This is a genomic window from Halomonas sp., from assembly GCF_052095695.1.
Taxonomy (GTDB): Bacteria; Pseudomonadota; Gammaproteobacteria; order Pseudomonadales; family Halomonadaceae; genus Vreelandella.
This window is the reverse complement of the sequence record NZ_JBQDLQ010000038.1, coordinates 1-21,383: the sequence shown is the minus strand read 5'-3', so window position 1 is coordinate 21,383 and position 21,383 is coordinate 1. Positions and strand designations below refer to the sequence as shown.

20 protein-coding genes are annotated in these 21,383 nt (G+C 53.4%); 16 read left to right on the top strand and 4 right to left on the bottom strand.

Going from position 1 to position 21,383, the window contains the following annotated elements:
* The first annotated feature begins 199 nt into the window (after nt 1–199).
* Nucleotides 200–718, top strand: coding sequence for a hypothetical protein (locus ACTH5D_RS09540; protein WP_441670592.1), 519 nt, complete (start codon nt 200–202; stop codon nt 716–718).
* A gap of 37 nt (nt 719–755) precedes the next feature.
* On the opposite strand, the gene ACTH5D_RS09535 is transcribed toward ACTH5D_RS09540, so the two are convergent.
* Complete coding sequence (locus ACTH5D_RS09535; RefSeq protein ID WP_441670590.1) at nt 756–1,142, bottom strand: glutaredoxin family protein; 387 nt, start codon at nt 1,140–1,142, stop codon at nt 756–758.
* Nucleotides 1,143–1,420: 278 nt separating this feature from the next.
* Here ACTH5D_RS09535 and mpl point away from each other — a divergent pair, with 278 nt between their 5' ends.
* Genes mpl through ACTH5D_RS09520 form a run of 3 tightly spaced genes read left to right on the top strand, consistent with a single transcriptional unit; the run spans nt 1,421 to nt 4,104 of the window.
* Complete coding sequence (mpl, locus tag ACTH5D_RS09530) at nt 1,421–2,809, top strand: UDP-N-acetylmuramate:L-alanyl-gamma-D-glutamyl-meso-diaminopimelate ligase (RefSeq protein WP_441670588.1); 1,389 nt, start codon at nt 1,421–1,423, stop codon at nt 2,807–2,809.
* Between the two features lie 2 nt (nt 2,810–2,811).
* Nucleotides 2,812–3,477 carry a flavin prenyltransferase UbiX gene (locus ACTH5D_RS09525; protein ID WP_441670586.1) on the top strand — a complete coding sequence of 222 codons (666 nt, stop codon included), beginning with the start codon at nt 2,812–2,814 and terminating at the stop codon, nt 3,475–3,477.
* Nucleotides 3,478–3,480: 3 nt separating this feature from the next.
* The gene (locus ACTH5D_RS09520; protein ID WP_441670584.1) at nt 3,481–4,104 is read left to right on the top strand and encodes a LysE family translocator; all 624 of its coding nucleotides are present in this window, start codon (nt 3,481–3,483) and stop codon (nt 4,102–4,104) included.
* Between the two features lie 14 nt (nt 4,105–4,118).
* Here ACTH5D_RS09520 and ACTH5D_RS09515 read toward each other — a convergent pair whose 3' ends face one another.
* Both ACTH5D_RS09515 and ACTH5D_RS09510 read right to left on the bottom strand, forming a co-directional pair.
* Nucleotides 4,119–5,516, bottom strand: a complete 1,398-nt coding sequence (locus ACTH5D_RS09515; RefSeq protein ID WP_441670582.1) for a bifunctional DedA family/phosphatase PAP2 family protein — start codon at nt 5,514–5,516, stop codon at nt 4,119–4,121.
* A 42-nt stretch (nt 5,517–5,558) separates the two neighbouring features.
* On the bottom strand, nt 5,559–6,323 hold the full coding sequence (locus tag ACTH5D_RS09510; RefSeq protein WP_441670580.1) for a diguanylate cyclase domain-containing protein: 765 nt from the start codon (nt 6,321–6,323) through the stop codon (nt 5,559–5,561).
* Nucleotides 6,324–6,680: 357 nt separating this feature from the next.
* On the opposite strand from ACTH5D_RS09510, the gene ACTH5D_RS09505 reads away from it, so the two are divergent.
* The 11 genes from ACTH5D_RS09505 (at nt 6,681) to lipB (ending at nt 17,232) form a co-directional block, all read left to right on the top strand.
* On the top strand, nt 6,681–7,988 hold the full coding sequence (locus ACTH5D_RS09505) for a glutamate-5-semialdehyde dehydrogenase (protein WP_441670578.1): 1,308 nt from the start codon (nt 6,681–6,683) through the stop codon (nt 7,986–7,988).
* Between the two features lie 52 nt (nt 7,989–8,040).
* Complete coding sequence (nadD, locus tag ACTH5D_RS09500; protein ID WP_441670615.1) at nt 8,041–8,667, top strand: nicotinate-nucleotide adenylyltransferase; 627 nt, start codon at nt 8,041–8,043, stop codon at nt 8,665–8,667.
* 85 nt (nt 8,668–8,752) lie between these two features.
* Nucleotides 8,753–9,139: a ribosome silencing factor gene (rsfS, locus tag ACTH5D_RS09495; protein ID WP_441670576.1), complete on the top strand. Its 387-nt coding sequence runs from the start codon at nt 8,753–8,755 to the stop codon at nt 9,137–9,139.
* Nucleotides 9,136–9,603, top strand: coding sequence for a 23S rRNA (pseudouridine(1915)-N(3))-methyltransferase RlmH (gene rlmH, locus ACTH5D_RS09490; protein WP_441670574.1), 468 nt, complete (start codon nt 9,136–9,138; stop codon nt 9,601–9,603). Before rsfS ends, rlmH begins: the two co-directional genes overlap by 4 nt.
* Nucleotides 9,604–9,674: 71 nt before the next feature.
* The gene (mrdA, locus tag ACTH5D_RS09485; RefSeq protein ID WP_441670572.1) at nt 9,675–11,582 is read left to right on the top strand and encodes a penicillin-binding protein 2; all 1,908 of its coding nucleotides are present in this window, start codon (nt 9,675–9,677) and stop codon (nt 11,580–11,582) included.
* A gap of 3 nt (nt 11,583–11,585) precedes the next feature.
* Nucleotides 11,586–12,746, top strand: a complete 1,161-nt coding sequence (rodA, locus tag ACTH5D_RS09480) for a rod shape-determining protein RodA (protein ID WP_441670570.1) — start codon at nt 11,586–11,588, stop codon at nt 12,744–12,746.
* Between the two features lie 87 nt (nt 12,747–12,833).
* Entirely contained in the window at nt 12,834–13,883 is a 1,050-nt protein-coding gene (gene mltB, locus ACTH5D_RS09475) for a lytic murein transglycosylase B (RefSeq protein WP_441670568.1), read from the top strand.
* A gap of 44 nt (nt 13,884–13,927) precedes the next feature.
* Nucleotides 13,928–14,920, top strand: coding sequence for a septal ring lytic transglycosylase RlpA family protein (locus ACTH5D_RS09470; protein ID WP_441670566.1), 993 nt, complete (start codon nt 13,928–13,930; stop codon nt 14,918–14,920).
* 73 nt (nt 14,921–14,993) lie between these two features.
* The gene (locus ACTH5D_RS09465) at nt 14,994–16,193 is read left to right on the top strand and encodes a D-alanyl-D-alanine carboxypeptidase family protein (protein ID WP_441670564.1); all 1,200 of its coding nucleotides are present in this window, start codon (nt 14,994–14,996) and stop codon (nt 16,191–16,193) included.
* A gap of 59 nt (nt 16,194–16,252) precedes the next feature.
* Nucleotides 16,253–16,564, top strand: a complete 312-nt coding sequence (locus ACTH5D_RS09460; RefSeq protein ID WP_441670562.1) for an HP0495 family protein — start codon at nt 16,253–16,255, stop codon at nt 16,562–16,564.
* Nucleotides 16,565–16,566: 2 nt separating this feature from the next.
* Nucleotides 16,567–17,232 (top strand): lipoyl(octanoyl) transferase LipB, encoded by a 666-nt coding sequence (gene lipB, locus ACTH5D_RS09455; protein ID WP_441670560.1) that lies wholly within the window; start codon nt 16,567–16,569, stop codon nt 17,230–17,232.
* A gap of 126 nt (nt 17,233–17,358) precedes the next feature.
* On the opposite strand, the gene lipA is transcribed toward lipB, so the two are convergent.
* On the bottom strand, nt 17,359–18,417 hold the full coding sequence (gene lipA, locus ACTH5D_RS09450) for a lipoyl synthase (RefSeq protein ID WP_441670558.1): 1,059 nt from the start codon (nt 18,415–18,417) through the stop codon (nt 17,359–17,361).
* A gap of 400 nt (nt 18,418–18,817) precedes the next feature.
* Here lipA and ACTH5D_RS09445 point away from each other — a divergent pair, with 400 nt between their 5' ends.
* The gene (locus ACTH5D_RS09445; protein ID WP_441670556.1) at nt 18,818–21,067 is read left to right on the top strand and encodes a DUF3141 domain-containing protein; all 2,250 of its coding nucleotides are present in this window, start codon (nt 18,818–18,820) and stop codon (nt 21,065–21,067) included.
* Nucleotides 21,068–21,383: the final 316 nt, after the last annotated feature.

Sequence of the window (21,383 nt, the reverse complement as noted above, 5' to 3'; positions counted from 1 at the left end):
AAAACGCCAGTAAAACAGACACGGTCAGCTCGCAAGCTATGCTAACAACATAGTGAATACCCATAGCCTCATACAATCGAAATAATGACAGGCATCATTCGTCTACTAAATGACAGCGCTAAGAACGGCGTACAATCGCCTACTGACTCGGCGAAAACATTGCACGTAAAATAGCGCAAATAGCAGAGAGGGACTCACCATGTGGAAACAAATTGGCATCGCCGTAATAGCAGGGTGGCTACCCGTCGGTAGCTTGGCCTCTGATCAATCGCTGCAGCAATCGCCGGACATTACAGGAACGCTGGAGGGTGATTCACAAGAGTGGTTTGTATTAAGCCAAGGTGATGACTCAAATGCCTCGTTCGTCGAATTTGGTGACGACATCAACATCGATATCACCGGTTTTATCGACCCTGAGCGCTGGGATGCGCAAGAGGCGCTGTCTATTAGCCTAACCGTGCGTGACGGTCAGTTGTTGAGTGCCGACGTTCTTCAGCTTATTGGCACATCGACGTCTCCGCCTTTATATACTTCTGACGGCGGTGACGTGACGGTTTCACTGACGCACTATGAGCGCGATGGCCAAGCGGTGCATGTAGCGGGCACCATCCAAGGGATGCTAGCGCTTCAAGTTCAGTTAGGTGATGCGCCGGATCCGAATGAAAGCATTGATATTGACGTGACGTTCGATATCGAGGCGCAGAAGATAGAGTTTTAAATCTAAGGCCCAACTTCGCCGGACTTTCTTGTGTTGCTCAGCCGAACTGCTGATGCAGCCAGCTATTAATAGTATCTGACTCGTACATCCATTCCTCACGCCCATCGTCATGAGTGATCTTTAAACACGGCACTTTACTTTTGCCGCCGCCTGCTAAGAGCGCCTGCTTATGGGCGGGGTCAAGCTGAGTGTCGCGTAACTCAATATTCAATCCCAGGCGTGTCATCTCTTTGCGTACCTTTATGCAAAAAGGGCAGGTACGAAATTGATATAATGCAAGGCCCTGACACGCTTGATCAACGCGAGCCTGATCTTCAGGCGTGCGCTCAATTGACGTTGGCGTAGTGAGCTTTTCCGACATAATCATAACGGGGGCGAGTACGACGCGAAGGCCACGAAAAAAGTAGCGAATAAGAATGCGCATATAGGGCTCCTTGGCTGATAACAGCATGACAAGTGGATCGACAAATTGGCGATAAAACGCATAAAGAGTGGCCGCATCCTGCAACAACTGAAGAGATTTGTCACTTGAAGAGGTTTGACGGGCGTTAATCGCGGTTTATAGCGATGAGGTAATGAGCAAATTGCACCAGCATGCTAGGCTATTTAGTTATTTTTACGCCTATTTTGACTGTTTTGTAATGCATTTATGGGCAGTTAACTGGTTGGAATCATTTATTGGCGATTAACGGGGCGAGAGGCATGCACCTTCATATTATTGGTATCTGTGGCACCTTTATGGGCAGCTTAGCGCTACTGGCACGCGAGTTGGGGCATGAAGTTAGCGGCTCTGATAAGAATGTTTATCCGCCCATGAGTACCCAGTTAACTGACGCTGGGATTACCTTGATGGAAGGCTATACAGCAGAGCATTTATCGCCAGCTCCCGATATTGTCATCGTAGGTAATGCGTTATCACGCGGTAATGCAGAGGTCGAAGCACTACTTAATAGCGGCGTGTCGTATACCTCGGGTGCGCAGTGGTTGGCTGAGCACGTACTGCCAGGGCGGCGCGTTATTGCCGTTGCCGGCACCCATGGCAAGACCACGACGGCTAGCGTTGTCGCGTGGCTATTAGAAAGCGCCGGTTTAGCACCGGGCTTCTTAATTGGCGGCGTGCCGCGCAACTTTGGCGTATCGGCACGGCTAGGCGATCCACGGGCGCCGTTTGTGGTCGAGGCCGATGAATATGACACGGCCTTCTTCGATAAGCGCTCCAAGTTTGTTCACTATCGCCCTCATATCGCGATTCTCAATAATCTTGAATTTGATCATGCTGATATCTTTCCCGACCTGGCCGCCATTGAACGCCAGTTCCATCACTTGATTCGCACTGTGCCCAGCCAAGGTCATTTGCTGGTCGCTGATGAACAGCCCGCCCTGGACCGCGTTTTGGAACAGGGAGCCTGGACGCCGGTCGAGCGCTTTGGCAATCAAAACAATAGCCAGTGGCAGCTGCGCTTAGAACGTGCTGATGCCAGCCGCTTTCAGGTCATCCACTGCGCGGATGAGCACGGCCAGGATGAAGACGCTGTCGTTGAGTGGTCGCTAACGGGAGAGCATAACGCGCGTAACGCGCTTGCCGCGCTAGCAGCCGCACACCTGTGTGGGGTTGATTTAGCCCGTGGTTGCGCGGCATTGGCGCGGTTTGAAACGCCCAAGCGGCGCCAGGAAGTGCGTGGTGAAATCAATGGTATTCAGGTGATTGATGATTTTGCCCATCACCCCACGGCCATTGCCGCTACGCTCAAAGGGTTGCGCGCCGCTACTACCAAAGGCCGCTTGCTGGCGGTTATTGAGCCACGCTCAAATACCATGCGTTTAGGCGCGCTACGCGAGCGTTTGCTTGAAAGCGTTGCTGATGCTGATGCTGTGTTTTGGTTTCAACCAAGCGGGCTGGACTGGTCGATGGAGGCGCTTGTCGCCGAGCAAGATGGCCGTGGGCAGCTATTTGGCGAGATCACGTCGTTGGTAGAGGCCGTCATTAGTCAGGCGTCTCCGCTAGACCGTATTGTGGTCATGTCCAACGGTGGTTTTGAAGGCGTTCATGAGCGCCTGCTTGCCGCGCTAACAATCGTCAAGGAGAGTTAAGCGTGACAAGTACAAGCAGTACATCGTTCAAAACGCCGATTACGGTAGCGCTGACGGGCGCCTCGGGAGCGCAATATGGCTTGCGCCTGATTGATGTCTTGGTCGCCGCGGGGCATGAAGTATGGGTCATGGTGTCAAAAGCGGCCCACATGGTGATCGCAACAGAAACGCCTTTCTCACTCCCCGCGCAGCCTCAGCGTTTAGTGGATGCGCTCAGTGAGCGCAGCGGAGCGCAGGCTGGGCAAATACGCTGCTTTGGGCGTGAGGATTGGATGGCACCTGTGGCATCAGGTTCAGGCGCGCCCTCAGCCATGGTTGTTTGCCCGTGCTCCACTGGATCGCTGTCAGCTATCGCAACAGGGGCCAGCAATAACTTGATTGAGCGGGCCGCAGATGTCGCTATTAAAGAACGGCGCACGCTGGTGCTGGTGCCGCGTGAAAGCCCGCTGTCGCCTATTCATCTTGAGCATATGCTGGCGTTGAGCCGCCTGGGGGTGGTCATTTTGCCTGCTGCGCCAGGATTTTATCATCGCCCTCAGAGCATTGATGATCTCATTGACTTTATTGTAGCGCGCATTCTTAACCAGCTGAGCATTGAACATACGCTGCTCCCTCGCTGGGGCGAAGCGGGTAGTTCAGCGACCCCTCCTTCTGCACAGGAATATTGATAGATGATGTCTTGGGCGATACTTTCGGTTTTTGTGCCAACGTTTCTCTTTGTTTCACTAACGCCAGGGATGTGCATGACGCTCGCCATGGTGCTTGGGATGACCCAGGGCGTTAGGCGGACACTATGGATGATGATCGGGGAACTGGTGGGCGTGGGCTTGGTCGCCGCAGCCGCCGGTGCGGGCGTTGCCGCGCTCATGCTGCGTCAGCCTGAATTATTTGTGCTGTTTAAATGGGTGGGGGGCGCCTATCTCGGTTATTTAGGCATCATGATGTGGCGCTCGCGTGGGCGTATGGCAATTCCTAGCGAGCTGGATGCCGGCCCACCGGCAAGCCGTCTTCAATTGGCAACGCAAGGGTTTGTCACGGCCGTAGCCAATCCTAAAGGGTGGGCCTTTTTTATGGTTTTGCTGCCACCATTCTTGGACGGTGGTCGCCCCCTTTTAGGCCAGCTTAGTCTTCTGATTGTAGTGATTTTGACTATCGAGTTTGCGAGTATGCTGGTCTATGCCACCGGCGGCAAAACGTTGCGCAACGTGCTGGGTAAAAGTGGCAATGTGCGTTTGCTAAATCGTATAGCCGGTACGCTGATGATTGGCGTGGGTCTGTGGCTGGCGCTAGGTTAGCTAATACTTGATCGCTAAACCGGCGGCAGCAGCCCAACGCGAGCGCTGATAAGGGCAAATGATGCGATACACAGCAGCAGCCATGGGCAGGGGAGTAAACACGCTCGAGGCTGCTGCTGCCAATGCAGCAGCGTCAGTGCACATACCACCAGTCCTAATAATGCCCCGCCAACAAGATCACTAAACCAATGCACCCCCATCACCAGCCGCGATAGCGCCATCGGTAGCGCAAAAGAGAGGGCTGCCCAGTAGGCCCAAAAACGTTGCTGTCGCGGTAGCTCGGCAGCAATAAAAGCTGCCGCCAGACCCAACAGAACCACAGTCGTTGACGTGTGGGCGCTGGGATAAGAAAACGAGCCCATTAAGTAGTCCGGGGTGCCTGGGCGAGGACGAGCAAACAGCTCCTTCATCAGTGTGTTGAGCATCGCCACGCCGCCTAATGCGCCACACCAATGCAATAGAGCATCCCACCTATTGCGCACCAGCATCCATATTGCCCAGGGCAGCGTTAACGCGATAATGCCGTAGGTGTCGCCGATTTCAGCAAAAATATTCGCGATTATGTAGGTGATATCGCTGTGCAGCCAAACGAACATGCGCTGAACGAGTAAATCCATTTCCAGTGGGCCGTGATGATTGATAACCAGCAATGTCCAGCCAGACAAGCTGCCTAACGCGATAACTAGCAGTAGCAATGACGCCAGCGGGACATCGCCTGTTTGGCTCATTGCAAGCCAAGGGCGTCGTAATAGCGGGATGCGGCGAATACTTCCGGCAATGATGCGATAAAGCCGACCATGGCGCGACGCCTGATGTCGGCCCCAAGAGAAAATAACCGCCAATACAATAATGATAAACGCGAGTGTCACTAAGCCTGCTTCTAAGCCAGGCGGTAGATTTAGATGGTGCTGCCAAGCGCGCCCAAGCAAATAGCCGGGCAGTATATAGGCGGGCGCCCAAAGCGCTGCTGAGATTATGTTGGCCAACAAAAAAGTGCGCGGTGGCATGCGCATCATGCCCGCTACTAACGGAATGATGGGCCTCACTGGCCCTACAAAACGGCCAATAAGAACGGATGAAACGCCATAGCGCTTAAAAAAGCGCGTACCCCGATCTAGCCATTCAGGGTGCTGTGACAGTGGCCAGCGCTGAGTTACCTGCTCGCGATGCTTAAAACCCAGCGCAAAGCTAATGCCATCCCCTAAAATGGCGCCGATGAAGGCCGCGCCTATCAACCATGCCAGGGCAATATCCTGATGACCTGCTAATGAAGCCACCGTGGTTATTAACATAACGCCGGGTACGAGCAGGCCCACTAGCGCCAGAGACTCGACAAGTGCAATAACGAGAACTAAGCAAAGTAACAGTGGTGGGGATAACGTTAAGGACTGTAGCGTATCAGCGAAGGACACAAGCCTCTCCAGCTAAATGTTTGAATAATGGGTAAACGGAGACTATGCGTGCGCGATAGCCGCGCCGCGCGCTTCTAAACGGCTTAAGTAACGTTCGAAACTTTCTGCGCGAGTAGGTATGCAGGCTGCAATACGTACTCCAAGTTGCCCCGTTTCGACCAAGACGCATCGAGAAAGTGCCCACTGTAAGCGCTCACGGACCAATAGTGCACCGCTTTCACTAGTATCAGGCAGCACAAGCCAGAAAGTAGCATTGCTGGTACGCCCCAAAACATCATGGTCGCGGCAGCGGCTGTTAACCTCACTGCACAGAGCGCCGAGCAGTGCTGTTTTTGCGCGCTGGCCAAATTGTTCCTCGGCCATATCTAGCTGGGGAAGGTGCAATACTAACAGGGCTAGCTGCTTATTAAGCATCTCTGCTCGCTGGTATTCGCTATGCAGGCGCTCTTTAAGCGTATCAATATGATAAGCGTTACAGTCGCTGTCATTTGGATCGGTGGCGCGTAGCATGTGGGTCAGGTCGCACAGTTCATGGGCAGTGGGCCAAAGCTGGTGGCGTTTCATGTGCAGGATAAATATTTCGGCGTGCGTTCCCTCGCGTTGACAGCGCCGCTGCTTCCGAAGGATATCACGAAGCAGCTGTTCCTCAGCCCATAGGTTTAGACCTGGGATCAAGCGTAAGCGTTGGCGAATGGCCACGTCCATATCGATAAGCTGCTGTGCTCGCGACAGGGCGATCAAACTGAGTATTATCAAGCTAGCTAATAAGAATATGAGTGTCGGGGTGTCCGACTGAGGTGCCACCATTGCGGTACTAATTAGCGCAGCACTTTAGAGTAAAGGCAGCGCACCATCTGCGTTGCGGTAACATCAGCATGGCAGCCCTCGTTTTTGTACTTGCTTTGCATGGTGGCTTATTATTCGTCCTGAATAGCCTAGCGCGCTAAGGCAAATGGGTGAGCGCAGAATGGTAAGCGTACGCTGTATACATTAGCGCCTTAGTCACCCTTAGCATAACGTCCAAAAGGCGTAACATCTTTATCAGCGCGACAAACGGCAATGCGAGCATCCTTGCCAGCCTAGAAACAGCAGTATTAGTTGACGACCCTAGCCAGTGTTTAGGGCACCTATAACCGAGTATGCGCGACGACGCGCGGAGACAGCATGAGCGTTTCAACACCGTTCCAAAGCGGCGCCCTTCAATACCTTTCTAGCGGTGATGTGCCCGCCTACATGCAGGCACTGGGGCAGGCGGCTCGGCATGCAGCCAGTGAGCTGCGGCGAGCGGATACTGGCTTGAAAAATCGTGCTTTATTGGCCATTGCCGACCGCTTAAAGGCTGCGCGCGGATGCATTTTAGACGCCAATACAGCAGATTTACAGCGCGGTCGTGAAAACGGCCTAGAGAGCGCGCTACTAGATCGTTTAGCGCTGGACGATGGGCGTGTGAGTAGCATGATTGAAGGCCTTCATCACGTGGCCGCGTTGCCTGATCCAGTGGGTGAGATTGATGACATGCGGTACCGTCCCAGCGGCATTCAGGTGGGTAAAATGCGCGTGCCGCTAGGCGTTATCGGTATTATTTATGAGTCACGCCCTAACGTGACGCTGGAAGCCGCAAGCCTGTGTTTGAAGTCGGGTAACGCCTGTATTTTACGCGGTGGGTCCGAGGCTAGTGAATCCAACGCTGCCATCAGCGCCTGTATTCAAGCCGGGCTTGCGGATGTAGGGTTGCCCGCTGGCAGCGTGCAGGTGGTGGCCACCACTGATCGTGCGGCCGTCGGTGAAATGATCAGCATGCCTGAGTATGTTGATGTCATTATTCCGCGCGGCGGGAAATCACTGATTGAGCGTATCTCCCGTGAGTCGCGCGTGCCGGTGATCAAGCATTTAGATGGCGTATGCCATGTGTATATTGATACAACGGCGGATCCCGGCAAAGCGCTAGCGATTGCCGTCAATGCCAAAACACATCGTTATGGCACCTGCAATACGATGGAAACACTGCTGGTGGATGCGCCGATTGCAGACCTGCTGTTGCCTGAACTAGCGCGCGCTTATGGCGAACATGACGTTGAACTGCGTGGCTGTCAGCGCACGTTGGCGCTGTTGCCGCAAGCCATTGCCGCAACGGATGCCGACTGGTCGGCGGAGTATTTAGCGCCGATTCTGGCCATCAAAATCGTCGATGGCATCGAGGAAGCCATTGCGCACATAGAGTTTTACGGCTCCCATCATACCGATGCGATCGTCACTCAAGATTACTCGCTGGCACGACGCTTTATGGCTGAAGTTGATTCCAGCTCAGTGATCGTCAATGCATCAACGCGTTTCGCCGACGGTTTTGAGTACGGCTTAGGCGCTGAGATTGGTATTTCAACCGATAAGCTTCATGCCCGTGGCCCGGTAGGATTAGAAGGACTAACAACACGTAAGTACGTGGTGTTTGGTGACGGGCAGGTTCGCGAGTGATTAGGTGGAATAATAAGGGGGTGAAGTGAGTAGCCATGAGCCTCGTATCGGCATGCTGGGTGGCACGTTTGACCCCGTTCACCTGGGTCATTTGCGCAGTGCGGTAGAACTACACCAGGTGCTGGCGCTTGATCAATTGCATATGATTCCAGCTCAGCAGCCACCGCTGCGCGGACGCCCGCAGGTATCTGCCCAGCAGCGGTTGTCGCTGTTACAGGCGGGTATCGGCGATACTCCAGGGCTTGTCGCCGATGACCGTGAGCTGCAGCGCGACGGGCCTTCCTACAGTGTCGATACGCTGGCCGAGCTGAGAGCCCATTATGGCGAGCAGGCGCGCTTAGTAATGGCCATTGGCTATGATGCCTTTCTGCGACTTGCGCAGTGGTATCAGCCTGAGCGCATATTTGCACTGGCTCATTTAGTGGTCATCGCGCGACCTGGCTACAGTGACGCGCTACCTGAGTCATTAACGGAACTGGTGGGGCAACGTGGAGTCGATAGCGTAGAACAGTTGATGCAGCTTTCCTGCGGGGGATATTTATTCCTTGAGCTGCCTTCATTGTTGGCAATTTCCGCTACGGGCATTCGCGAGTGTTTAGATCAAGGCAAAAGCGTGCGTTATTTGGTGCCAGAGCCCGTTGAGCAGGCCATTAAGCGCCACGGACTTTATCAGCAGTGAGATATAGCGCTGGCAGTCAGCAAAGAAGCCGTTACAATGGCCGGCTTTATTGACCGGTTATCGAACGAGGTTGTCTTTAGGAGTCATGCACATCGATACATTGAAAAGCCTAGCGGTTGACGCGCTAGAAGAGCTAAAAGCACGTGACATTACGCACTTGGATGTTTCCAAATTAACCGAGGTCACTGACCTCATGCTGATTGCCAGTGGTACGTCTACCCGGCACGTAGCCGCTATTGCCCAAAATGTGGTTGAAAAAGCCAAAGCGGCCGGGCTGCGGCCTCTGGGTGTTGAAGGTGGCGATAATGCAGACTGGGTGCTTGTCGACCTAGGCGATATCGTCGTGCACGTTATGATGCCTGAAGCGCGGCTTTTGTATGACCTAGAGCGTCTATGGGCTGATTTGCCGAGCGACTCTGGCGCCATTGACGAATCGCTTGAGCGCTTCCGTGAGCGGGCCAATATGTCATGAAAATTCGGCTGTTAGCCGTAGGTAACAAAATGCCTGCCTGGGTAGAAGAGGGCGTGGAAACCTACCGCAAACGGCTGCCGCGAGATTTTAATCTTGAGATTGAAGAAATTGCGCTTGGGCAACGGGGCAAAAATGCTGACATTGCTAAAGCGCGTGCTCAAGAGGCCCAGCGGATTCGCGACAAGCTGCGTGGTGATGAGTACGTTGTTGCATTGGAAGTGAAAGGTAAGCCGTGGACCACCGAACAATTAGCCCAAGAAGCCGGCGATTGGCGCATGACCGGGCGCGATATTGTTCTACTGGTCGGTGGGCCCGATGGGCTTGAGCCTTCGCTTTCGGCGATGGCGGAAAAAGCATGGTCGCTTTCTCCTTTAACGTTACCTCATCCTCTGGTTCGTATTATGCTGGCTGAGCAGCTATATCGCGCTTGGACACTGCTAGTGGGCCATCCCTATCACCGCTAAAGGTTGAATTGTGGGCAACCACTGCTCTCGACTTGCGGCGCTCATTATTCGATTTGAGAGTCATTTTTGCCATGCTCAAGCGCCCCAACACGCTTAAAAATTCCGAGCAAGAGCTGCGTATTTTTCGAGTCAGGGCGCTGATCGCTATTTTATCCGTGTTGTTACTTGCCTGCCTATTAACGAGCCGATTGGTTTACTTACAAATTGTTCAACATGATTTGTACAGCACACGCTCTGAAAATAACCGTGTACGCGTGGAGCCATTGCCGCCCAATCGAGGTTTGATTTACGACCGTAATGGCGTGCTGTTGGCAGAAAATCGCCCTACCTATAACTTAACGCTGGTGCGTGAGCGGGTCGATAATTTAGATGAAACGCTGGCACTTTTAGTCGACTTACTTGAGTTGCCTGAAGAAGAGATTGAGGCATTCAATGTCCGCTCGCGCCAGCGTCAGCGACCTTATCAGCCAGCGCTATTGACCAGCGATCTTAGCGAAGAGCAGATTGCGCGCCTGGCGGTTAATCGCCATCGACTCCCTGGCGTTGAAGTGGAAGCCCAGCCGCTGCGTTTTTATCCCGATGCTGAGGTCATGGCCCACGCATTGGGCTATGTGGGACGTATTAACGCTCAAGAAATGGAGACCCTGGATGCGGGCCGCTACGCGGGCACGCATTTTATTGGCAAAACGGGCATTGAGCGCTTTTATGAAGAAGAGCTTCACGGCCAAGCGGGCTTGCGCAAGGTAGAAACCAACGCCCGCGGCCGAGTACTAAGAGAGTTGGGGCGAACCGACCCTGTGCCAGGGCAAAACCTGACCTTAACGTTGGATAAATCGCTTCAAATGCTCGCATATGAGCTACTAGATGGACGCCGCGGCTCCATCGTCGCCATCGCGCCTGCAACGGGCGACATTCTGGCGATGGTGTCCACACCGGGGTTTGATAGTAACCAGTTTGTCACCGGAATCGATGTAGCTTCTTATCGCGCCCTGCAGGAAGATCTTGATCTGCCTTTGTTTAACCGCGCCATTCGTGGTCACTATCCACCTGGCTCTACGATTAAACCTTTTTTAGCACTGGCGGGGCTTTCTGAGGACGTGATTACGCCCGACAGCACGATTAATGACCCTGGCTACTATCAATTGCCAAACGATACGCGCCGCTACCGTAACTGGCTGCGCTGGGGGCATGGGCGGGTAGATTTAGAGCGAGCGTTAGCGGTATCTAATAACACCTACTTCTATACCTTGGCCCACGATTTGGGTATTGATAGCCTGCATGATCGAATGAGTAACTTTGGTTTTGGTCAGCGCGTGGCATACGACGTTCAGGGCGAAAGTGGCGCTCTAATGCCCTCTCGGGATTGGAAGCGTGGGCGCTTTAACCAGCCCTGGTACCCGGGTGAAACTCTGTCAGTAGGCATCGGGCAGGGTTATTGGCAGGTGACGCCTTTGCAGCTTGCCAGCGCCACTGCGACGCTGGCCAATCGCGGTCACTGGGTTAGGCCACGGCTAGCGCGCCAAATTGGTGATACACCTGTCCCACGAGACCTTCCAGATACTTTGGACGATATAACGTTGAGCAATGATGGCTGGTGGGATCGCGTTTTCAGCGGTATGGAAAAGGTGTTAAGCGGTAGTGAGGGAACCGCGCGCCGCACCGGCGCAGGGCTTGAGTATCGTATGGGCGGTAAGTCAGGTACCGCGCAAGTATTTTCACTAGGTCAAGACCAGCGCTATAACGCAGATGAGCTAGCAGAGCGGCTACGTGACCACGCGTTGTTTGTGGCGTTTGCACCGTTAGACGACCCACAAATCGCTGTTTCCGTTATTGTTGAGAATGCCGGTGGCGGTAGTACGCATGCTGCGCACCTGGCGCGAGCCATGACCGATGCTTGGCTTCTGGAGGATGACGCGCCTGACGTGGAAGAAGTGCGCGAAGCACTAGCGGATGATAATGCCAATGTGGAGGGAAACTAAGCCATGCCGTGGCATTTTATAACTCGATCGATGCGTGGCCATCCCGTCCGCCCGCCGGATAGCGGTATTTCACGGCGTAAAAGTATTTGGGAGCGAATCCATCTTGACCCCTGGCTGCTGGGGCTACTGCTTGTACTGATGAGCGGTGGTTTAGTGGTCCTTTACAGTGCCTCCGGCCAGTCTATTGATTCTGTCATTGCTCAAGGCCTGCGTTTTTGCCTTGCGCTGGCGGTGATGGTGATTATCGCGCAGTTCTCCCCGTCGACTTTCCTACGCTGGGCGCCACTTGGCTACGGGGTCGGTGTCGTAATGCTATTGGCGGTTGATTTAGTTGGCGATGTGGGGATGGGAGCCAAGCGGTGGCTGGAGATTCCCGGCGTGATTCGTTTTCAGCCCTCCGAGATGATGAAGTTAGCGGCGCCTATAATGGTGGCGGCCTACCTTAGTCGCTGTGAACTACCGCCCCGCCTTCGGGATATCATCGTATGTGGTGTGATTATTGGGGTGCCGGTAGTGTTAACGGCGATTCAGCCAGACTTGGGAACCTCGCTGTTAGTCGCCAGTGCGGCGCTAATTGTGGTGCTGCTAGCAGGCTTGTCGTGGCGATTGATAGGATTTATTTCCGTGCTGGGCGCTGCGGGCGTTCCGGTGTTGTGGATGAATATGCATAATTATCAACGTCAACGGGTACTGACGTTTTTAAACCCTGAAAGCGACCCGTTAGGTTCAGGTTGGAATATTATTCAATCGACTACTGCCATTGGCAGTGGTGGCGTATGGGGTAAGGGATGGCTTCAAGGCACTCAATCGCAGCTAGAGTTTTTACCCGAGCGTCATACGGATTTCATTATTGCCGTATTAGGCGAAGAGTTCGGGTTGGTGGGAATGCTGGTGCTGCTGTGTCTGTATCTGCTGATCGTGAGTCGCGGCTTATGGATGGCAAGCTCTGCTCAGGATACCTTTGGTCGCTTGGTCGCAGGCAGCATCATATTGACGTTTTTTATCTATGTGTTTGTCAACATGGGCATGGTGAGTGGAATTCTGCCTGTTGTGGGCGTGCCGCTACCGCTGGTGAGCTATGGTGGCACCTCAAGCGTGACCTTGTTAGCGGGTTTCGGTATTCTCATGTCTATACATGCCCACCGTCGGCTGCTGTCGCGCTAGACATAATGTGCAAGGTTCAGCTTGTGCTGTTCGCGCGCGTTGCTCGGGAATGGAGGCCTCAGGAATGGAATGTTCAGGAGTAGAAAAATGAACGGGATTCACTGCAAGACGAGCAGCTATTTTTTAGCAGCGCTGATGTGCTGGGTAACGCCGGCGGCATTCGCCGACGAGCCCTCACAGGCTTCTCAGAAGCAGGTTGCTCCGCAGTACAATGCTGATAGTCAGGCGCTGGTAGATGAGCTCGTCGCAGACGGCCTGCCAAAAGCGTGGGTGGACGCAGCGCTGGGACAGGCGAGCTACACCCAAAGCGTGCTAGATGCTATGGAAGGGGCGGCAGAGCGTCGCCTGCGTTGGTACGAGTATCGCAATATTTTTATGACCGAGCAGCGGATTCAAGAAGGCGCTGAATTTATTGATGCTCATGCTGATGCCTTAGCACGCGCCGAAAGCACCTACGGCGTTCCCGCAGAAGTTATCACCGCCATTATCGGGGTTGAAACGTATTACGGGCGTCATAAGGGGCAGCATCGCGTGCTAGATTCGCTTGCGACGCTGGCGTTTTATCATCCCTCAAGAGGTGCGTTTTTTCGTGGTGAACTGGCCGCTTTCTTACGCATAGCGTATGAGCAGCATGTTGAGCCCTCTGAGTTACAGGGCTCTTACGCTGGGGCTATGGGTTACCCGCAGTTTATTCCTACGAGTTATCAAGCCTATGCCGTCGATTTTGATGGCGATGGTATCCGTGATCTGTGGGAGAATCCAGTCGATGCGATAGGCAGTGTTGCTAATTACTTCGCCGTACATGGTTGGAAGCAGGGCGCGCCTATTTATCACCCGGCCAGTGGTCCCGACGTATTGCCCGTCGAACTATTGGATGAGCTTTCGTTCAATCAAACCTCTGCGCCTACGGTGAGTGTTACTGAACTCTCTGCGCACGGCATTGAGCCTAACGAGCCGTTAGACAGCAACTTGCCGGTGATACCGTTGGCACTAGAGTTCGCTGATGGTGAAACGCACTATCGGTTTGGCGAGTATAATTTTTATGTTATTACCCGCTATAACCATAGTCACCTGTATGCAATGGCCGTGGCCGAGCTATCAGAAGCGATTGCTGAGCGATATGAGGACGAGGAATGAAGGCTCATTTGTCAGCGTTACGATTAGCGAAAACGCAGCTTACAATGCCTCTGCGAGCGGGCGGTTTGCTCGCCATACTTGTATTGGTTGGCGGCTGTGCGAATAACAACGTTCAGCGCACTGATACGCCTAGCTCAGCCAGTCAAGCCGCTGCTAAGGGCCCAGCGCCAACGGCTGCCAATACGGCTGGAGGACGCTACGCGTTAACGGGCGATGCTTACCCGGTTGAGCCGCCGGATGTTACCAAAGTGCCGGATGCGGAGCCGCGTATTGAGCAACCCTCTGCAGGTGGCAATCGTTCGACCTATGAAGTGTGGGGAAAAACGTACCACGTGTTGCCTGATGCGACAGGCTACGAAAGACGCGGTACGGCGTCGTGGTATGGCGAAAAATTTCATGGCTATGCCACTTCAAACGGGGAAATCTACGACATGTATAAAATGTCGGCCGCTCACCGTTCACTGCCATTGCCTACCTATGCGCGGGTAACAAGTCTCGATAGCGGTCAGTCAATTATTGTCAGGGTCAACGATCGTGGCCCGTTCCACAGTGATCGTGAAATCGATCTTTCTTACGCAGCAGCGGCTCGGCTAGGCTTTCTCGATAACGGTACAGGGCCTGTGAAAGTGGAGGCTATTGATTCCGAACGTTGGGTGGCTGAGCGTGGTGGGGCAGCCCCACCACGTGCTCAAACCGTGAGTCAGGTGCCCGCGGCTCGTCCATCGCCTAGCGTTGCTACGCAACAGCCCGTTGTACCCGTACCCGCTGCTCCTGTTCAAACAGCGGTTGCTCAGGCGCCCGCGGCAGCTGGTGCTACCAGTGGCGCTATGTATCTACAAATTGCTGCTTTGGGTAGTCCCGAAGGTGCACAGAAGTTACAGCAACGATTGGAAGGTGAACAACCGCACTCAGTGCGTATAATGAACGACGCGGATATGTATCGAGTGCAGGTGGGCCCTATTGCACCTGCGCAAGAATCTCAAGCACGTGAAGCATTACGCCAAGCGGGCTTCCCTCAGGTGTTTGTTGTGCGATAATTCACTGCCTATCTATTTCTGGCGGCGCGACTAACGCGCCGCTGTTTTTTTCCAAGTAAGTGAGACTGACGTTATGAACGTGTTTACATCCATTGGCCGCTCTGCACGGCTGTGCCTTTTTGCTGCCATGGCGACTGTTACTCTGCCTGCCGCTGCCCAGGTAATTCCTCAGCCACAAACAATTATTCCGGCGGCACCACAGTTAGCGGCAAGTTCGTGGATACTCATGGATGCCGATAGTGGGCGCATATTGGCCGAGCATAATTCGGATGAACGCCTTCCCCCCGCCAGTCTGACCAAATTGATGACCGCTTATCTGGTTGAGCGTGAGCTTGATCGCGGCACCATCAATCTCACCGACATGATCAATATCAGCGAGAACGCTTGGCGCACCGGCGGCTCGAAAATGTTTATTGAAGTAGGCGACCAAGTGTCAGTCGATAACCTGCTCCACGGTATCATTATCGTTTCAGGCAACGATGCGAGTGTGGCCATGGCCGAGCACTTGGCCGGTGGTGAAGCGCCGTTTGCCGACCTGATGAATCAGCACGCTACGCGCCTGGGCATGAACGACACAAACTTCCAGAACGCTACTGGTTTGCCAGCTGAAAATCACTATTCAACCGCGCATGATATGGCGCGCTTATCACGCCATATCATCAATGATTATCCTGAACATTATGAAATCTACTCGCACCGTTCCTTTGCCTTTGGCGGCATTGATCAGCCCAACCGCAACCGCCTGCTGTGGCGTGACACCTCGGTAGATGGTCTTAAGACCGGCTGGACAACCGAAGCGGGTTTCTGCTTGGTATCTTCGGCAAAGCGTGACGACATGCGTTTGATTTCTGTTGTCATGGGCACCAATTCTGACGAAGCGCGTGCTCAGGAAACGCAAAAGCTGCTTAGCTACGGCTTCCGCTTCTTTGAAACGATGAAGCTTTACGAGCGTGGCGCTGTGCTCGCTACGCCGCGCGTTTGGGGTGGTGATATTAACGAACTGCGGGTCGGCGTTGATGAAGAAGTCTTCATGACTCTGCCGCGCAATCGTAATGAAGAACTTCGCGCTCGACTGAATCTTGATCCTGACCTGAAAGCGCCGATCGCGATTGGCGACGAGGTGGGTACTCTAGAAGTTCACCTGGGTGATGAAATTGTGGGCGAGCGTCGTTTAGTCGCTTTGGAAAATGTTGAAGAGGGGGGACTGTTCAAGCGTCTGTTTGATCAGGTTAAGCGTTTCTTTAGCGGCTTGATTAGTAATTTTACCGACTAGTCTGACGTTGGTATGTTCGCTGGTTAGCCCAAACGTATATTGACGATGAAAGGTTTGCTATGAAAAAAGGTGCCCCTCAGGGAGTCCGCGATTTGCGCCAGCCGGCAGTGCTGGAGCCGCCTAAAATCACTTTTCCATGTGATTATTCATTAAAAATCGTAGGAGACGCCGCGGACGATTTTCCGGCCAGCGTATGCCAAGTCATTGTGCAATACGCAGCTGATTTCGATGCGACCACGATGCAGGTGGTTGACAGCCGAAACGGACGCTTTCAGTCAGTGCGTGTGGTGATCAGGGCAACGGGTGAGCAGCAAATAAAACAACTGTTTGATGCTCTAAAGGCCACTGGCCGTGTCCATATGGTGGTGTAATCGTGCAAGATTCGGCGCCGATTGAGCTACATCGGCTAGGTCGCCAGCCGTATCTTCCGATATGGGAGGCGATGCGCTCGTTGACCGATACACGGGATGAGTTCATGCCGGATCAATTCTGGCTAGTTGAGCACGACCCTGTATTTACTCAGGGTCAGGCAGGTAAGCCTGAGCATTTGCTAATGCCCGGCGATATCCCTGTCGTTCAGACTGATCGCGGTGGTCAAGTGACCTATCATGGGCCAGGCCAAGTAGTGCTTTATCCGCTTTTAGATGTGCGCAGAGGCAAGATCGGCGTGCGTGATTTGGTGACCGCGTTGGAGCGCGCGGTGATTGGGGTGTTGAGCAGCTATGGTCTTAACGCGTATGCCAAACCTGACGCTCCTGGTGTTTATGTTGCTGGCGAGACAGGTGAGGCAAAAATCGCCTCGCTCGGGCTGCGTATTAGAAGGGGTGCCAGTTTTCATGGGGTGGCGTTGAACGTAGATGGCGATTTATCGCCGTTTCTGCGCATTAATCCGTGCGGTTATGCCGGCATGCCGATGGCAAAATTGGCAGATTTTGTGGTATTACCTGATGATCACTGTGTAGGCGAGCAGTTGGCGCAAGCGCTAGCGGCTCAGTTAAAGCGCCGTTTATTGCCTGTTGAGCCGTTGCCAGTACGCTAATTTTTAGGTCTGTTTTCTAGAACCGTTATGTCTTAAAGCTGCTGTGTTCTAGATGCATGATTTCCTCGTGCTATAAATTGCCGCTGTACCGAGAGCCTAGCTTCCAGTACAGCGGTTTTTTAATGCCTAGCCTACATTGAGTGTAGGAATACGATTGGGATCGGGTTCTTGATGCTGGCCGGGAATGGCTGCAGGTGAGGCAAGGCCTAGATTATTTTTTTCAAAAACGCGGTCAGCGCGATAGCTTGAGCGCACGAGCGGGCCTGATGGAACTTCCATGAAGCCCTTTGCAAGACCAATCTCACGGTAGCGGTCAAACTCTTCTGGTGTTACCCAGCGCTCTACCGGCAAGTGGTTCTTAGTTGGGCGCAGATATTGCCCAAGCGTCACAATGTCGACACCTATTTCACGCAGGTCGTCGAACGTTTGTAGGATCTCTTCATCGGTTTCACCTAACCCAAGCATTATGCTGGTTTTGGTGATCATGTCAGGGCGGTAGCGCTTGGCATGAGCAAGCACATCGAGGGTTTTACGATAGCCTGCACGCCGGTCACGTACGCGTCCGGTTAAGCGCTCAACGGTTTCAACGTTTTGGGCAAATACCTGCAGCCCGGAATCAACGACTCGCTCAATCGCCGTGAGTTCGCCATTAAAGTCAGGTGTTAACGCCTCAACGACAACGTCCGGCGTGCGCGCTTTAATGGCGTTTACGCAGTTGGCGTAATGTGTTGCACCGCCATCGTCCAGATCATCACGATCTACTGAGGTCAGTACAATATAGCGAAGCCCCATCAGCTCGACTGACTTAGCCGTGTTTTCAGGCTCTTCAAGGTCCAGCCACCCTTGTGGGTTGCCGGTGTCTACTGCGCAGAAGCGGCATGCACGCGTGCAGACGGAGCCCATCAGCATGATAGTGGCCGTGCCGTTACTCCAGCACTCGCCCATATTGGGGCAGTGTGATTCTGCACATACGGTGCTAAGTCGATGCGTGGCGACGTTTTTTTTCACCGCTTCAAAGCGTTCGCCACCCGGGATCTGGGCACGTAACCACTTTGGCTTGCGCTCAAGAGTAGGGGCTTCTGCCTGCTCCTTGCGCTGCTTCATGCCATCCTTGATTACCGACATGCCATGTTCATTGCGGAATTTTTCACCGCTAGACACGCGCTGCGAGGGAATCTTGCTCATAGGGACAGAGCCTCTCTATTGTGCGGTAGGCATGGTAACGGAGGGGGCGCTCACCTCTCACTCAGCCTGCCAGTTGATGCGTAACTCGCTGGATAATTCTTAAGCCTAATGGGCGCTAATGTAACATATCCCGCCGTCAACAGGACACCGATAGGCGCTACTGCCAGCGCATTCCTAATCGGTCTGCGGGCTGTTGTACTCAGGGGCAGATGCCCCGTTGGAAATCGAAGTGCTGCGCAGGATCATCCTGAAAAAAGCTTGAAAATCGCCTTAAAAATAGCAAGGGCATTTATTTTGGGCTAAAGATCGACGTCATGCGGGTAGTGTCCTAAGCTATGCTGCGTTGCAGTATCATTGCTTTCGGGTCTGATGCTTGTGCATATACCCAATGGGGGAACCTATGAATTTTCTGGCAAATCCTTTGCTTTCTAGTTCCACGCTTACGCCTTTATTTGATCCGTTCGGATTTGGGCGTGCGGCCTTTGATTACTGGCGCGATAGCGTTGAGCGCAGCATTTTGTATTTAGATGTCATGCGCGAACGCGGCAATCAATACCTTGAGCATATGGAGCAAACTAAGCCCAATGTGTTAGGTTTCGATACCGAAGTGTTAATGGATGGGCGCACGCTGCCGCGACCAACCAACTATGAGCTACTGCGTGTACTACCCCATGAAGGTACCGAAATTGATCTGCAAAAGCGTCCCTTTGTCGTTGTAGACCCGCGCGCAGGGCATGGGCCAGGCATCGGTGGTTTTAAACCTGACAGCGAGCTAGGCGTCGCGCTGAAAGCTGGCCACCCCTGCTATTTTATTGGTTTTCTGCCGTTTCCTGAGCCAGGCCAAACCGTTGAGGATGTGGTTGAGGCAGAAATCGCCTTCTTGCGCCATGTAGTAGAACTGCATCCGGAAACCACTGAAAGACCCATGGTCGTTGGCAACTGTCAGGCGGGATGGCAGCTCATGATGGGGGCTGCCTTAGAGCCTGATGTGTTTGGGCCTATATTGATCGCCGGCGCGCCGCTTTCTTACTGGGCTGGCGAGCACGGTAAGGCCCCCATGCGTTATACCGGCGGAATGTCGGGCGGCAGTTGGATCACTGCCTTAACGAGCGATATCGGCGACGGCCTATTTGACGGTGCTTGGCTGGTGCAGAATTTTGAGCGCCTTAATCCAGCGAATACCTACTGGAAAAAGCAATATCACCTTTACGACAACATTGACACCGAAGCGGGCCGCTACCTTGATTTTGAACGCTGGTGGGGTGGCCACGTTGTGCTGGGCGGTGAAGAAATTCAATACATCGTCGATAACTTGTTTGTCGGGAATCGGCTTTCGACCGCACAGTTAGTGACACAAGACGGTCGTCGCATTGATCTGCGTAATGTTCGCTCACCGGTCGTTGTTTTCTGTTCAAAAGGCGACGATATAACGCCGCCGCCTCAAGCTCTGGGCTGGATTCGTGATCTTTATGAAGACGAAGATGATCTTATCGCCAATGAGCAAACCATCGTCTATTGCCAGCATGACACCACTGGCCATTTAGGAATTTTTGTATCAGGCAGCGTTTCGCGTAAAGAGCATACCGAGTTCACCGCCAATATGGATTACATTGATGTGATGCCACCGGGGCTGTATGAAACCGTGGTGACGCATGTCGATGACCGTAATGATCCAGAGTTAATCGAGCGCGATTACTTGCTGGAGTTTACGCCCCGCAATTTTACAGAGCTGGATCGGGACGTGATGCATAAGCCGGAGGATGACCGCCGTTTTGCAACGGTTGAGCGTGTTTCCGAAATTAATCTGGGCATGTATCGCCTCTTTCTTCAGCCTTGGCTCAAGGCGACCATCACGCCGGAAGCCGCGCGCTGGATGCGCCGCATGCACCCCATTCGTTTGGGCTATAAGCTACTTTCTGACCGTAACCCATTGTCAGTGCCACTGCCGGTAATGGCGGAGGCAGTGCGCAAGAACCGTCACTCTATCTCTCAAGACAATTTGTTTAAAGCACTTGAGATCATGGGCTCAGACCAGCTTGTGGCTAGCTTAAACAGCATCCGCGATTTACGTGACGCCAATACCGAAAAAATATTCATGGATATTTACGGTCAGCCATTTTTGCAAGCGGCTGTGGGTCTTCATGGCGATGCCCACGCCCACCGTCGCCGTCCTGGTGCAGAGCCTGAGCACCGCCGTTTTGTTAAGCAGCGCCAGGAAGAGATTCGTGAAAAAATTGCTCAAGGTGGCGCTCATGAGGCAGTCATGCGCTCGCTTATTTATGTACTCGGCGGCGCGCCCGCAACCGATGAGCGTAATTTCAAGCGTCTGCGCGCCTCGCGATCTGAGCTCGAGCCCGGTATCAAGCTCAGTGAGTTTAAGCGGTTGGTACGCGAGCAGTTCTTCATATTGAAGCTTGATCGTGAGCAAGCGTTAAATGTGTTGCCTGAGCTACTCAACGGGCAGAGTAATGCCGATATTGATGTCCATGTGAAGCAGCTGGAGCATGTTTTCGCCGCCAGCGGTGAGCTTTCAGAGCGTGCAGCAGAGCGCTATGCACAGATTAAAGTGTTATTTGGTAAAGCAAGGCCAGCCAAGCCCGCCGCCCCGGCAAAAGCACCCGTTAAGGCGGTTGCTAAGCCCAAGCGCTAAATCAGTCGCTTAGCTCAACGCGCCCCCGCCTATTTAGTGGGGGCGCTTTGTTTGCTTTAGCACCTTTTGGGTTGCCGTAAAGCCGAGGGCAGTCTAGTGTCTAGCTACTCTTTATCTGAAATTTAAGGATTCACATCACTAGCTAGTTGCTACTGGCGCTTAGCCAAGGGCTGGGGTAGGGTAGGCGCATTTTTTCATCCGTATCTTTTTAATGGACTGTTTCCCGGCGATACGGCACCGAATTCAGAGCACGCGCTAGAGTCAGCCCGTGCATTAGGAAAGTGGAGCACTATGGGCAAGTCACTGGTCATCGTCG

Bases quoted from the DNA above. Each gene is read 5' to 3' on its own strand.
- ACTH5D_RS09540 (WP_441670592.1), top strand. From the start codon at position 200: ATGTGGAAACAAATTGGCATCGCCGTAATAGCAGGGTGGCTACCCGTC.
- ACTH5D_RS09535 (WP_441670590.1), bottom strand. From the start codon at position 1,142: ATGCGCATTCTTATTCGCTACTTTTTTCGTGGCCTTCGCGTCGTACTC.
- mpl (WP_441670588.1), top strand. From the start codon at position 1,421: ATGCACCTTCATATTATTGGTATCTGTGGCACCTTTATGGGCAGCTTA.
- ACTH5D_RS09520 (WP_441670584.1), top strand. From the start codon at position 3,481: ATGATGTCTTGGGCGATACTTTCGGTTTTTGTGCCAACGTTTCTCTTT.
- ACTH5D_RS09510 (WP_441670580.1), bottom strand. From the start codon at position 6,323: ATGGTGGCACCTCAGTCGGACACCCCGACACTCATATTCTTATTAGCT.
- ACTH5D_RS09505 (WP_441670578.1), top strand. From the start codon at position 6,681: ATGAGCGTTTCAACACCGTTCCAAAGCGGCGCCCTTCAATACCTTTCT.
- nadD (WP_441670615.1), top strand. From the start codon at position 8,041: ATGCTGGGTGGCACGTTTGACCCCGTTCACCTGGGTCATTTGCGCAGT.
- rsfS (WP_441670576.1), top strand. From the start codon at position 8,753: ATGCACATCGATACATTGAAAAGCCTAGCGGTTGACGCGCTAGAAGAG.
- rlmH (WP_441670574.1), top strand. From the start codon at position 9,136: ATGAAAATTCGGCTGTTAGCCGTAGGTAACAAAATGCCTGCCTGGGTA.
- mrdA (WP_441670572.1), top strand. From the start codon at position 9,675: ATGCTCAAGCGCCCCAACACGCTTAAAAATTCCGAGCAAGAGCTGCGT.
- rodA (WP_441670570.1), top strand. From the start codon at position 11,586: ATGCCGTGGCATTTTATAACTCGATCGATGCGTGGCCATCCCGTCCGC.
- mltB (WP_441670568.1), top strand. From the start codon at position 12,834: ATGAACGGGATTCACTGCAAGACGAGCAGCTATTTTTTAGCAGCGCTG.
- ACTH5D_RS09470 (WP_441670566.1), top strand. From the start codon at position 13,928: ATGCCTCTGCGAGCGGGCGGTTTGCTCGCCATACTTGTATTGGTTGGC.
- ACTH5D_RS09465 (WP_441670564.1), top strand. From the start codon at position 14,994: ATGAACGTGTTTACATCCATTGGCCGCTCTGCACGGCTGTGCCTTTTT.
- ACTH5D_RS09460 (WP_441670562.1), top strand. From the start codon at position 16,253: ATGAAAAAAGGTGCCCCTCAGGGAGTCCGCGATTTGCGCCAGCCGGCA.
- lipA (WP_441670558.1), bottom strand. From the start codon at position 18,417: ATGAGCAAGATTCCCTCGCAGCGCGTGTCTAGCGGTGAAAAATTCCGC.
- ACTH5D_RS09445 (WP_441670556.1), top strand. From the start codon at position 18,818: ATGAATTTTCTGGCAAATCCTTTGCTTTCTAGTTCCACGCTTACGCCT.